General features: G+C 64.5%; 13 protein-coding genes. 7 read left to right on the top strand and 6 right to left on the bottom strand.

Going from position 1 to position 12,746, the window contains the following annotated elements:
• The first annotated feature begins 18 nt into the window (after positions 1-18).
• From ACR64R_RS15860 to dhaL, 6 genes are all read left to right on the top strand, one after another.
• On the top strand, positions 19-951 hold the full coding sequence (locus tag ACR64R_RS15860) for a sugar phosphate isomerase/epimerase family protein (RefSeq protein ID WP_487362458.1): 933 nt from the start codon (positions 19-21) through the stop codon (positions 949-951).
• A 63-nt stretch (positions 952-1,014) separates the two neighbouring features.
• On the top strand, positions 1,015-1,956 hold the full coding sequence (locus ACR64R_RS15855) for a sugar-binding transcriptional regulator (RefSeq protein ID WP_487357287.1): 942 nt from the start codon (positions 1,015-1,017) through the stop codon (positions 1,954-1,956).
• Positions 1,957-1,963: 7 nt separating this feature from the next.
• On the top strand, positions 1,964-2,731 hold the full coding sequence (locus ACR64R_RS15850) for a triose-phosphate isomerase (RefSeq protein ID WP_487357286.1): 768 nt from the start codon (positions 1,964-1,966) through the stop codon (positions 2,729-2,731).
• Positions 2,732-2,743: 12 nt separating this feature from the next.
• Positions 2,744-3,199 carry a D-erythrulose-4-phosphate isomerase gene (gene derI, locus ACR64R_RS15845; RefSeq protein WP_337091154.1) on the top strand — a complete coding sequence of 152 codons (456 nt, stop codon included), beginning with the start codon at positions 2,744-2,746 and terminating at the stop codon, positions 3,197-3,199.
• A gap of 106 nt (positions 3,200-3,305) precedes the next feature.
• Complete coding sequence (locus ACR64R_RS15840; RefSeq protein ID WP_487357285.1) at positions 3,306-4,313, top strand: dihydroxyacetone kinase subunit DhaK; 1,008 nt, start codon at positions 3,306-3,308, stop codon at positions 4,311-4,313.
• Positions 4,314-4,318: 5 nt separating this feature from the next.
• Positions 4,319-4,927 (top strand): dihydroxyacetone kinase subunit DhaL, encoded by a 609-nt coding sequence (gene dhaL / locus ACR64R_RS15835; RefSeq protein WP_487357284.1) that lies wholly within the window; start codon positions 4,319-4,321, stop codon positions 4,925-4,927.
• Positions 4,928-5,036: 109 nt separating this feature from the next.
• Here dhaL and derI (ACR64R_RS15830) read toward each other — a convergent pair whose 3' ends face one another.
• The 4 genes from derI (ACR64R_RS15830) to oiaX form a co-directional block, all read right to left on the bottom strand.
• Positions 5,037-5,492: a D-erythrulose-4-phosphate isomerase gene (gene derI, locus ACR64R_RS15830; RefSeq protein WP_337091154.1), complete on the bottom strand. Its 456-nt coding sequence runs from the start codon at positions 5,490-5,492 to the stop codon at positions 5,037-5,039.
• A 12-nt stretch (positions 5,493-5,504) separates the two neighbouring features.
• Positions 5,505-6,263 carry a triose-phosphate isomerase gene (locus ACR64R_RS15825; protein ID WP_487362457.1) on the bottom strand — a complete coding sequence of 253 codons (759 nt, stop codon included), beginning with the start codon at positions 6,261-6,263 and terminating at the stop codon, positions 5,505-5,507.
• Between the two features lie 62 nt (positions 6,264-6,325).
• The gene (locus tag ACR64R_RS15820) at positions 6,326-7,657 is read right to left on the bottom strand and encodes a four-carbon acid sugar kinase family protein (RefSeq protein WP_487357283.1); all 1,332 of its coding nucleotides are present in this window, start codon (positions 7,655-7,657) and stop codon (positions 6,326-6,328) included.
• 2 nt (positions 7,658-7,659) lie between these two features.
• Positions 7,660-8,910, bottom strand: a complete 1,251-nt coding sequence (oiaX, locus tag ACR64R_RS15815; protein WP_487357282.1) for a 3-oxo-isoapionate-4-phosphate decarboxylase OiaX — start codon at positions 8,908-8,910, stop codon at positions 7,660-7,662.
• 183 nt (positions 8,911-9,093) lie between these two features.
• Between oiaX and ACR64R_RS15810 the strand changes: the two genes are divergently transcribed.
• Entirely contained in the window at positions 9,094-9,807 is a 714-nt protein-coding gene (locus ACR64R_RS15810; protein WP_487357281.1) for a transcriptional regulator NanR, read from the top strand.
• 2 nt (positions 9,808-9,809) lie between these two features.
• Here ACR64R_RS15810 and apnL read toward each other — a convergent pair whose 3' ends face one another.
• Both apnL and ACR64R_RS15800 read right to left on the bottom strand, forming a co-directional pair.
• Positions 9,810-11,714 carry a D-apionate lactonase gene (gene apnL / locus ACR64R_RS15805; RefSeq protein ID WP_487357280.1) on the bottom strand — a complete coding sequence of 635 codons (1,905 nt, stop codon included), beginning with the start codon at positions 11,712-11,714 and terminating at the stop codon, positions 9,810-9,812.
• Positions 11,711-12,745 carry a Gfo/Idh/MocA family protein gene (locus tag ACR64R_RS15800; protein WP_487357279.1) on the bottom strand — a complete coding sequence of 345 codons (1,035 nt, stop codon included), beginning with the start codon at positions 12,743-12,745 and terminating at the stop codon, positions 11,711-11,713. The genes apnL and ACR64R_RS15800 overlap by 4 nt, the downstream gene beginning before the upstream one ends.
• Between the last annotated feature and the right edge of the window lies 1 nt (position 12,746).

The raw sequence follows: 12,746 nt of genomic DNA, 5'->3' as shown, positions 1-12,746 counted from the left end.
GTTCCGGACCGACACGCCATGGCGCTGACGCTTTCGCTGAACACCAACCCGTTGGTCAACCGCTTTGCCGAGCCGGACGACCTGATCGAGACGGTCGCCCGCGACCTCAGGCTGCGCGACCTGCAATTGACGCACGAGTTCATCAATCCGAGCTGGCCGGCGCCGGTGATCAGGCGACTGACCCGGCAGATGACGGCGGCCCTGCGGCGCACCGGCGTGCGCGTCACAAGCGGCATGACCGGCCCCTACGGCCGGCTCAACCATTTCGGCCATCCCGACAGCGACGTACGCCGATACTATGTCGATTGGTTCAAGACCTTCGCCGACATAATCGCCGACCTCGGCGGCGTTTGCGTCGGCACCCAGTTCGCCATCTTCACCTTCAAGGACTACGACAACCCGGCCCGGCGCGAGGAGATGATCCGGATCGCCGTCGACTGCTGGGCCGAGGTGGCGGAGCATGCCAAGGCAGCCGGGCTGGGATATGTTTTCTGGGAACCAATGAGCATTGGGCGCGAGTTCGGCCAGACGATCACCGAATGCCTGAAGCTGCAGGATAGGCTGACCAAAGCCGAAATGGCGGTGCCGATGTGGATGATGGCCGACATCGACCACGGCGACGTGACCAGCGCCGATCCGGACGACTACGATCCCTATGCCTGGGCTCGCGCGGTGCCCAAAGTTTCGCCTATCATCCATATCAAGCAAAGCCTTATGGACAAGGGTGGACACCGTCCCTTCACCGCTGTGTTCAACAGCAGGGGCCGCATACAACCCGGGCCGCTGCTGAAGGCCTTGGCCGAAGGCGGAGCCATCGATAACGAGATTTGCCTGGAGCTGAGTTTCAAGGAACGGGAGCCGGATGATCGGCAGGTCATACCGCAGATCGCCGAAAGCATAGCTTTCTGGGCGCCCCATATCGACACCGGCGTGCAAAGCCTGAATATCTGAGCCGGCTGACGATTATGCCGAACGCGCGATGAAGGACTGCATCCCTTGAAACGACCAGGTCAAATGGACGCTGAAGGATCGCTCGCGATCCGCGCCGCCTGGCTTCACTATGCCGGTGGGCTCACACAGGCCGAGGTGGCCAAGCGGCTCGGGCTGCCTTCGGTGAAGGCGCATCGTCTGATCGCCCGGGCGGTGGCCGACGGCGCGGTGAAAGTCTCTATCGACGGCGCGATCGTCGAATGCGTCCTGCTGGAGAACCAGCTCTGCGATCGCTACGGGCTGGACTTCTGCGAGGTTGCGCCGGATCTGGGCGAGGAGGGCCTGCCGCTACGAGCGCTGGGGCTGGCGGGCGCCAGTTTCCTACGGCGCGAAATGGAACGCGGCGAAGACAGCGTCATCGGTATCGGGCATGGCCGCACGCTCGCCGCCGCAGTGCATCAGTTGCCGCGCTTCGAGGCAGCCGGCGTCCGCTTCGTCTCCCTGCTCGGCGGCCTGACGCGCAACTATGCCGCCAACCCGCACGACGTCATGCACCGGCTGGCCGAAAAAACCGGCGCGCAGGCCTACGTCATGCCGGTACCCTTTTTTGCCAATTCCGCGGACGACCGCGAAGTACTCCTGGCGCAGCGCGGCGTGCGGGAAATCTTCGAGATGTCTAGCCGGGCGACTCTGAAATTCGTCGGCATCGGCACGGCGGATGCCGGCGCCCAGCTCGTGGCGACCGGCATGATCGAACCGCGTGAGATCGCCGAGATCACCGCCGTCGGTGGCGTCGGCGAAATGCTCGGCCATTTTTTCGACACGCGCGGCCGGGTACTGGAGACAACCTTGACGGCCCGCACGCTCGCCGTCGATCTGGACGGGCCGGCGGAAAGCCGCATCATCGCCATCGCCGGGGGGCCTACGAAGATCGAGGCGGTCCGTGCGGTGCTGAAGAGCGCGCGGTTGAAGGGCCTTATCACCGATGAGCCGACGGCCCAAGCCCTGGTACGCGCAACGGAGTAACCATCGCATGGCGCAGCCAAAGCAAGTGTGGATCGGGACCAGTTGGAAGATGAACAAGACGCTGGCCGAGGCGCGCGCCTTTGCCGGCGCCCTGCTTGCCGATCCGGAAGGCGATGCGCGTATCCAGCGCTTCGTCATCCCGCCCTTCACGGTCGCCCGAGAGGTCAAGGCGATGCTGAAGGATACGTCCGTCAAGGTCGGCGCGCAGAACATGCATTGGGCCGATGAAGGGGCATGGACCGGCGAGATCTCGCCGGTGATGCTGAAGGACTGCGATCTGGATATCGTCGAGCTCGGCCATTCCGAGCGCCGCGAGCATTTCGGCGAGACCGACGAGACCGTGGGCCTCAAGACGGAAGCCGCGGTGCGCCACGGCCTCGTTCCGCTGATCTGCATCGGCGAGACATTGGCCGAGCGCGAGGCCGGCCTTGCCCGCGAGGTGCTTGCCAGGCAGGTGCGCGGCGCACTCTCCAGGCTCGGCGCCGCGCAGAAGAGCGCGCCGATCCTGCTCGCCTACGAGCCGGTCTGGGCGATCGGCGCCAACGGCATTGCGGCAACCTCGGACTATGCCGACGCCCGCCAGGCGGAGATCGTCGCTGCCGCCGAGGACGTGCTCGGGCGCCGCGTTCCCTGTCTTTATGGTGGTTCGGTCAATCCCGGCAATTGCGCCGAACTCATCGCATGCCCGCATATCGACGGGCTGTTCATCGGGCGCTCCGCCTGGGCTGTCGAGGGGTATCTCGACATCCTGTCCAGATGCGCCGCAACATTATAGAAGGAGTTGACCATGAGACTTGCAGTGGCTGGAGACAGCGCCGGCGAGGGCTTGGCGAAGGTTCTCGCGGATTACCTGAAGGACAGGCACGAGGTGTCGGAGGTGTCGCGCACCGAGGCCGGCGCCGATCCGTTCTACGCCAACCTGTCAGACCGGGTCGCCAGCGATCTGCTGGCCGGCAAATACGATCGGGCGATCCTGGTCTGCGGCACCGGCATCGGCGTCTGCATCTCGGCCAACAAGGTGCCGGGCATCCGTGCCGCGCTCACCCACGATACATATTCGGCCGAACGCGCCGCGCTCTCCAACAACGCCCAGATCATCACCATGGGTGCGCGCGTGATCGGAACGGAGCTGGCGAAAGCCATCGCCGATGCCTTCCTCAAGGAGACATTCGATCCGCAGGGGCGGTCGGCCGGCAATGTCGCCGCCATCGACCAGATCGACGCAAAGTACAACGCTCGCTAAGACTTCATGCTTCATGCTTCGCGATGTTGGACCAGAAGGAGACAGTTTCCCCGCCTTCGCGAAACACTCTAGTCTCACGGCCGGAGATGATTACAGGGAGACGCGAATGAGCCTCACGCAGAAGCTGATCAACGACGGCAATGCGGCCGTGGACGAAATGCTGGTCGGTATCATGGCCGCGCACCCCGAGTATCTCTGGCGCCCTGACAACGCCCCTCGAGCGGTCGTTGCAAAGAATGGCCCTCGGGCCGGCAAAGTCGCACTGGTGATCGGCGGCGGCTCAGGCCATGAGCCGACCTTCCTGGGCTATGTCGGCAAGGGACTGGCGGATGCCGCGGCGATCGGCAACGTCTTCGCTTCGCCCCCTCCGCAGCCGGCGGTCGACGCGGCGATAGCCGCGAATGGCGGCGCAGGCGTCCTATTCATGTATGGCAACTATGCCGGCGACGTGATGAATTTCGACATGGCCGCAGAACTGCTGGAGATGGAAGGCATCGAGGCGCGCACGGTGCTGACCACCGACGACATCGCGTCGGCGCCGCGCGATCAAAGGCAAAAGCGCCGTGGCGTGGCTGGCAACGTGTTCATCTTCAAGTGCGCGGGCGCAGCCGCCGACATGATGATGCCGCTGGACGAGGTGGAGCGGATCGCCAGGCACGCCAACGACCGCACCTTCACCATGGGCGTGGCGCTCTCGTCCTGTTCCCTGCCGCAGACGCGCAAGCCGAGCTTCGATCTTCCTGTTGGTGAAATGGAAATCGGCATGGGCATCCATGGCGAACCCGGGGTGCGGCGCGGACCATTGCGTTCGGCCAATGAGGTCGCCGACGAAATCATGGACGCGATCCTGGCGGAAATGGCGGCGCCGGCCGGCGCTCGTGTCGCTGTTCTGGTCAACTCGCTCGGTGCAACGCCGCTGATGGAACTTTACATCCTGAACGCGCGGATCGCCGAGCGCTTGAAGGCAGCCGGGCTGGCCGTTCACAAGACGCTTGTCGGCCCCTACTGCACGTCGCTTGACATGGCCGGCGCATCGATCACCATCATGCATCTCGATGACGAATTGCAGCGTATGATCGACCATCCCTGCGACTGCGCCATGTTCCGGAGTTGAGCGAGATGGATTTTACGACCGCGGATTTGAAAACCCTTTTCGGCACCATCTCTGCACGGATGGCAACTGAGCGCGACAGGCTCTGCGCCCTTGATGGAGTCATTGGGGATGCCGACCACGGCATTGCCATGGAACAAGGCATGAAAGCCGCGGCCGATGCCGCCCAGGCCGCCGAGGGCACGCTGCAGGAAGTCTTCAATGCCGCCGCCAAAGGCTTTCTCAACGCGGTCGGCGCCTCGTCGGGACCACTCTACGCGACCGCCCTTCTACGCGCCGGCAAGGCCGCAGGTCCGCGCACATCAATGCCGAAGGGCGAACTGCGGACCATCATTGCGGCGATGCGCGACGGCATCGTCCAGCGTGGCAAGGCGGAGCCCGGCCAGAAGACGATGCTCGATGCCTGGGGCCCGGCCGCCGATGCCGCACTCGATGGTCAGAATGCCGATGCCATAATCGCGGCGGCCCGAGAGGGTGCGGAAGCGACACGCAACATGGTCGCAACCGTCGGCCGCGCCGCACGTCTCGGCGAGCGTTCCTTGGGGCACCCGGACCCCGGCTCGATTTCGGCCGCCATGCTGGTCGAAGAAATCTGCCACGCCATGAAAGCCGCCTGACTGCTTTTGTAGGCAATGATGTTCCGGTGGTTCTGTCTCTGATTCCGCAGGGCTCCGATATGGCGCTGCCGAACGAGGCTCTGACGGTCTCGATCAGGCGCTCGAAGTTTTAGCGAGCGTTGTACTTTGCGTCGATCTGGTCGATGGCGGCGACATTGCCGGCCGACCGCCCCTGCGGATCGAATGTCTCCTTGAGGAAGGCATCGGCGATGGCTTTCGCCAGCTCCGTTCCGATCACGCGCGCACCCATGGTGATGATCTGGGCGTTGTTGGAGAGCGCGGCGCGTTCGGCCGAATATGTATCGTGGGTGAGCGCGGCACGGATGCCCGGCACCTTGTTGGCCGAGATGCAGACGCCGATGCCGGTGCCGCAGACCAGGATCGCCCGATCGTATTTGCCGGCCAGCAGATCGCTGGCGACCCGGTCTGACAGGTTGGCGTAGAACGGATCGGCGCCGGCCTCGGTGCGCGACACCTCCGACACCTCGTGCCTGTCCTTCAGGTAATCCGCGAGAACCTTCGCCAAGCCCTCGCCGGCGCTGTCTCCAGCCACTGCAAGTCTCATGGTCAACTCCTTCTATAATGTTGCGGCGCATCTGGACAGGATGTCGAGATACCCCTCGACAGCCCAGGCGGAGCGCCCGATGAACAGCCCGTCGATATGCGGGCATGCGATGAGTTCGGCGCAATTGCCGGGATTGACCGAACCACCATAAAGACAGGGAACGCGGCGCCCGAGCACGTCCTCGGCGGCAGCGACGATCTCCGCCTGGCGGGCGTCGGCATAGTCCGAGGTTGCCGCAATGCCGTTGGCGCCGATCGCCCAGACCGGCTCGTAGGCGAGCAGGATCGGCGCGCTCTTCTGCGCGGCGCCGAGCCTGGAGAGTGCGCCGCGCACCTGCCTGGCAAGCACCTCGCGGGCAAGGCCGGCCTCGCGCTCGGCCAATGTCTCGCCGATGCAGATCAGCGGAATGAGGCCGTGGCGCACCGCGGCTTCCGTCTTGAGGCCCACGGTCTCGTCGGTCTCGCCGAAATGCTCGCGGCGCTCGGAATGGCCGAGCTCGACGATATCCAGATCGCAGTCCTTCAGCATCACCGGCGAGATCTCGCCGGTCCATGCCCCTTCATCGGCCCAATGCATGTTCTGCGCGCCGACCTTGACGGACGTATCCTTCAGCATCGCCTTGACCTCTCGGGCGACCGTGAAGGGCGGGATGACGAAGCGCTGGATACGCGCATCGCCTTCCGGATCGGCAAGCAGGGCGCCGGCAAAGGCGCGCGCCTCGGCCAGCGTCTTGTTCATCTTCCAACTGGTCCCGATCCACACTTGCGGCATCTGTGTCACCGGTCATTTCCCTGGCAAGAGCGAGCCGAATTCGGGCTGGTGCGGCATGGCTGTCACTCGCCGAAACCGTCACGGATGGCCAGGAAATAGCGGTCGGTTCCGACCTGCCCACCTTTCAGCGCGACCTCCAGCCCGTCGATCGCCGCGATGCTGGAGTGAGCGACGCAGAGCGGTGAGCCGGGCGAGGCCGGGAGTGGCATCCTGACCGTCAGCGCATCGACGCCCATCTGTCCAAGCGCATGGCTTGACGTATCACCACCGGCGATGATCACGCGCTTCAGTTTCTGCTCGACGGTCAAGGCGCGAAGCAGTTCGCCGAGGCCGCGGCCAAGCTTGTGGCGGGCGCCTTCCTCACGGTCGATCTCGGCGCCACGATCTGCGGCAGGGCCGAGCGCGGTGTAGAGGATGACGCTGCGCCCGGCCTCGAGGCTAGCCTTGCCGGCTGCTACCGCGCGCGCGATCGTGGTGTCGGAATTTTCCGACACCAGTTCGACCGGATCGACCTCGATGCCATCGAAGCCATCGCTCATCGCATGCCGGATCTGCCGTTCCGTCGTCGGCGAGCAACTGCCGGACACCACCGCGATGCGGTCGGCGGCACCGGGCGACGTGAAAACGGCTTCGGCGGCGCGGTCGGCGTTCTGCCTCCATTCGGCGAGCAATGCATACTCGATGCCGGAGGAGCCCACGACGAAGTAGCCGCCCGGCTTGCGGGTGCGCCAGATTTCCTTGCCGGCCAGGGCCTGGCTTTCGGGACTGTCGACATCGATGAGCAGGATCGCCGATCCGGCGGCCAGACTGTCGAACGTTGCGGACCGAGTGGGCGAACGCAGCGTCGCCAGGTCTAGCAATTCTGACGGAAGGTTCGTCTGACGTGACAGGTGTACCAGAAGGTCCGATTCATCCATCGGAGTCGCCGGGTGCCGGCTCATCACCGGGTGGCGGTCGATGCGGTAGTATCTGTCGCGGTAGGCCGCGAAAAGATGGCCGAAGGCGGTGTAGCGCTTGAGCTGCGGCGCGCCGACCACCAGGGGCACGCAGTCTTGCGCGAACACCTCGTGGCCGATCTCGATCGCCCGGCCGATGCTGCCGATCGTCGGGCTGGAATCGAAGGTCGAGCAGATCTTGTAGTGGCAGATCTCGGCTTGAAGCGACTTCAGCCAGGCAAAAGCGGCTTTGAGATGCGTGTCCATCCATTGCGGGGATTCGCTACGGCTGGTGCCGGCAAGGCCAACGGCGCGGCAATGCGCGAAGCGTTCAAGCAGGCCGGCATCCGGCTTGCGCATGAACAGCACCGTCGGTACGCCGCCGAGTTCGAGCGCCTCCATCACGTCGGTCGAGCCGGTGAGGTCGTCGCCATAATAACTGAGAAGCAGCTTCTGCATGCTCAAGCCGCCTTGCCGTCGGCGAATTTCTCGATCGAGCGCGCCAATTCCACATGGTCTTTGGCAAATTCCGTCAGCGGAATGCCTTCGACTGCAGCCTGCCAGGCCTGCAGCACGGCGCGCACGCCGGCTCCCGGCCCGTCCGGATGGCTCACGATGCCGCCGCCGCAGAGGTAAAGCAGGTCAATCGTGCGTCCTGTGCGTCGATAGGTTTCCGGCGCCTGTCCACCCCACTGTCCGGAGCAGACCACGGGCAGCGCGCAATCCGCGGGCGAAAACAGGGGCGTCGTCACCGCCTCGAAAGATCGGATGAAGGAGTCATCCGGCTCCCAGTATTTGGACGCGATACCATTGATCTGGAACTGGTCGACGCCGAGCAGCCGCCAAAATTGCTGCCAGACCTTGAAATCCATGCCAAGGCCGGGATGGCGGGTGAGGATATCCCAGCCGTTGCGGTGCGCGTGCAGCACCAGCCCGGAACGCTTCCTAAGGAAAGCCATGCCGCCGAAGCCGATGGAGTTGATGTTGACCACCGCGCAATTGCCGCCGGCCTCGAGCACCAGGTCGTGGTTGCGCATCATCTCGTCCGGGTCGGCATGCGAGATGCCGAAGGCGTACATCACCTTCTTGCCGGTCTTCTGCTCGTGGTCGAGGATCAGCGGCATGATCTCCTTGACCCGCTCGGCCAGGGGCGAATAGGCCGGGCTCATCAGCTTCTCGTCGTCCTTGATGAAGTCCACACCCGCCTCGATCAACTCGCCGACCATCGCGGCGGTCTCCGCGGGCCTCAGACCCAGCGCCGGCTTGACGATGGTGCCGATGATCGGGCGGCCCTCGACGCCGGCCAGCCGGCGACTGCCGGCAGCACCGAATTGGGGGCCTGGATGAGCGCCTCTGAATTCCTCCGGCAGCTTCATGTCGACGACACGGATGCCAGACAACCCTCTGATCGAATAGGTGCCGCCGATCGCAATCGTCATCAGGGCCGCGAGGTCGGTGCCGATCGCGTCGAAGGGAAAGGCGATGTCGACATCGGCACGCTTGAAGGGACCGGGGTCGGTCTCGGGAATCGAAGGTTGCGCCGCGTCCGGCAGATCCCGGATCGCCAGCACGCGTGCGGCCACCCGTGCCTTTAGCTCCTCGGTTTCCCCTGGCAGCGCGACGAAGGTACCGGTCGACTGGTCGCTGGCGATCTTGGCCGCCAGTCCCTCGATGCTTCCCGAGGTCTCTATGCGATAAGTGAGGGTGATCATGGCCGGCAATACCCAGTCGAAAGGCCAGGAAAAGAATTCCTTGAGTTCGAAATCTGGTATAATGAGTACATAAGCATTGCAAGCAATATCCTGCCCGGCGCGGCGTCAAAGCATGGCGGGCATTCTGGAAATTGAGCTCGCGGTGCTAGATTGGAATCAGGGTCAAGGGAGTGATTCGCGGCGATGAACCGTTCGGAACCGATCGTCCGGCGCAAGCTTTCCGATGAAGTCTTTGCCAGGCTGAAGCGGCTGATCACCAGCGGTGAACTGCAGCCAGGCGACGACATGCCGTCCGAGCGCGAGCTGATGGAGCGCTTCGAGGTCGGCCGGCCAGCGATTCGTGAAGCGATGCAGGCGCTTAGCAATATGGGCCTGGTCGCCATCTCGCACGGCGAGCGCGCCAAGGTGCTGCAGCTCACCGCCAAGTCGATCATCAAGCAGGTCGACGGCGCGGCCAAGATCATCCTGTCGTCGTCGAAGGACACGCTGGAGCACTTGAAGAGCGCGCGCATCTTCTTCGAGCGCGGCATGGTCAGGGAAGCGGCCGAGAAGGCGACGCCCGAGGATGTGCAGCGGCTCAGGGCAACCGTCGCCGAGCAACGTGGCGCGCGCGGCGATGCCGAGGCCTTCATCTCCGCCGACATGAAGTTTCACTCCCAGATCGCGGCGATCTCAGGCAATCCGATCTATGTCGCGGTCAGCGAGGCGATGCTCGGCTGGCTGAAGGAATATCACACGGAAATGCTGATCTGGACCGGCAAGGAAAAGTTCACGCTGACTGAGCATGAAGAGATCATCGGCTGTATCGAGAAGAACGATGCCGAAGGGGCCGAGAAGGCTATGATCAAGCACCTCGAACGCTCGCGCGCCCTCTACGTGATGAACTCCGAGAAGTAGCTTCAGCCGACCCTGGCTATGCCATAAGGGGGCATTGTCAGGTGCCCTGAAGCTGTGCCTGGGTCAAACTTGCGCGCATCCGTTCCTTCCCAGATCACAACCGGAGCTGCCGCCGCACGAAGCAGCGCCGAGGTGTCTACCGGTACATTGTCGGACGTGATGTTTGCCAACCAGGCTGTGATGGCGCCGGCCGGTGAGCGGCCCGCCAGGACAGCCACGCGCTCGTCACTGACGCGCATGGCAACCTGCGAATGACCGGCCAGGGCGGCCAAGCCCTGTACCGCATGGAAGATCGGCCGCGGCGTTCCTTCCTCGGCGGGCTCCCCGGCGGCCGCCAGCACGCCGAACGGTCCGGCAAAGCTGGATAGCGTCAGCATCTCCAGCCCGGCCGGCGCGACGCGCGCGGCGTAGCCGATCGTCCATGCGGCGGCGAACAAGCCTGCATGGCGCGGATCGCGATTGGCCATGGCTATGCGCTGGCCGTTTGGATTGTCCTTGGTCGCGCCGCCATAAGGGTTCTGCCGCATGGCGATCGTCGACGGGCCGATACGATAAGGCTTCGCCCCATAGATCGCCCTTGTCGACTGGGTGATGAAACGTAGCGCCTCCAGCGATTGCATGATGCTGAGGTCGTCCGCCGCATGCACGATCGGACAGGTGCAATGGGTGACGAAATCGAGGACGCCGGCTGGGACGCGCTTGCGATTGAGCTCTGTGAAATAGCTGAACATGCCGCCGCCTAGACGGAGGTCCGGAAAGGCGCGGCGGGCAGCCGCGTAGACGTCCTCGAGCGGCGGACAGTCTGGCCAGACGCTGCCGGGCGGCGTCGACTGGCGATCGACCGAAGGCGAGACCGCGATGGCATCGAGCCGCAGGCCGGTTCGGCGTACCATATCGGCGACACCGGAGAGTTCTGTTTCGAGATCGCCGGTGCAGGCGACCACGCATTCGAGCGTTGTGGAGGCCGGGTATGCGGCGGCGAGCCTGGCATGAGCCTGCAAGGCGTCCCGGCCATGGCCGCGTGTCGGATCGTAATGGAGAAGGAGCTGCTGTGGGCCAAGCTTCTTGAGCAGCGGCAGTTCGCCTAACGCCGCCTCGACGTCTTCCGGATAAATGACCACGCCGACGGCTGGCAGCCTCGCTCCGGTCTCGCCGGGTTCGATGCGGACCGGCTCGGCGCGGGGTGCCGCGGCAGCCCGCTTGGAGTCGCCCCTGATACGCAGGCTGATCGTCTGGCGCATCGGCTGGCCGGCCGGCAGCACAAAGGGCCATGGCAGAGCGAGCGGCCGCACATAGGTCTTGTAGGAAGCATCCGACCAGTTACGCTGGTCTTCCATCTCGAAAATGTCGCCTTCCATCCGGCATTCGGCGCTGACGCCCGGCCGCACCTGATGGGTGATGGCGCGCATATCCTTGAAAGGCTGCCACGGGTCGATCAGCAGCGGCAGCTTCGTGTTCACCGTGCTGCCGTCGGTGTGCTCGACCTTGACCGGGCTGCCAGCAAGATCGGCGATCGGATGCAGGATGCAGAAGCCGCAGCGGTTGGTCTCGAAATCGCTCTGGGGCAGGGCGGTCACATCGAAGCTGAGCCGGCCACCCGCATGGCCGTCGATCGCGGCTTGGAAGCCGAGCCTGCTTCCGCCCGGCCCCTCGCAGCTTGCCGAATAGCGCACCGAGAAACGGTCGTCCTCCTGTTCGATGACCAGATCCGTGAGCGCCGGTTCATAAGTGCCCCAGTCACGGTCGCGCACGATATAGGCGATGGCGCGCAGCACCTCAGTGCCGGCGTGGCGAATGGTGCGCAGATTGCCGTTGACGAAATCGGCGCTAAGCGGTCCTGCGCTGAGCCGGACAGGTTCGGCTTCGACCGCGCGCGTGCCATAGAGCAAGAACGGATCAGTGGTCATTTGAGCAGTCCGTCGATCCGTATCGGTTGCCGGCTGGCCGCACCGGCATAGGCGGCCTCGACCAGCGCGAATGTCTTGAGGTTGTCGGCGCCGGAGGTGGCGGGTTCCTTGCCAGCGGCAAGGCACTCCACCCAATGTTTCTGGATCGCCGCGACGCTCTCTTGGATGTTGTGCCATGGACGCGACGCCCACGAAAGCAGCGGTGGCGAGACGTCCGTGACGCTGGTGCCGCTCCTGCCGGTTACGGTGAGCTTGTAGCCTTGCGCCAGCCGGATCGTGCCGTCCGAGCCGTCCAGCTCGATCAACGTCTCGGGGAACGGCTCGGTGGCAAGCTTCGTCGCGTAGCTGCAATCGACCACCGAGGTTGCACCATTATCGTGGTCCATCAGAATCGTCGCCACATCCTCGCCGGCGATCGTTGGATTGACGCGCATGGTGCGCGCGGTGAGGCTTGAAACGTCCCCCAGCAGGAACCGGGCGATGTCCAGGATATGGATGCCGAGGTCCTCGATGATGAAGCGCTTGCCCGTTGCCAGATAAGGCTGGCCGGAAAACACGTCATATGCCGAGCGGAAGGATATGCGTCCGAAGAAGGGCGTGCCGATCTCGCCGCTGTCGAGCACGGCGCGCACCGCCTGGATCGGCGACTGCCAGCGGAAGTTCTCATGCACCATTAGCGGCACGCCGGCGTCCATGCAGGCCTTGACCATCGCCCTGGCGTCGGCAAGCGTCGGCGCGAACGGCTTCTGGCAGATGACGGGGACACGGTTGGCGGCGGCCATCTCGACCAGCGGCCGATGGCTGCCGACGGTGGTGGCGATGTCGACGAAGTCGAGTGTCTCGCCGGCAAACATGGCGGCCGCATCGCTGTAGCGCCGCTCGATGCCGAACTGGTCGCCGACGATCTTGAGCCGCTCGGGATCGCGGTCGCAGATCGCCACGATCGCCGCGCCGTCGATGTCGCGCCAGCCATGCATCTGGTTGACGGCGAAGAAGCCGCAGCCGATCAGCGCTCCACGCAAGGTCGCCATG

Source organism: Mesorhizobium sp. MC2-1-1 (assembly GCF_057597255.1).
This window is presented reverse-complemented; position numbering and strand designations above follow the sequence as displayed.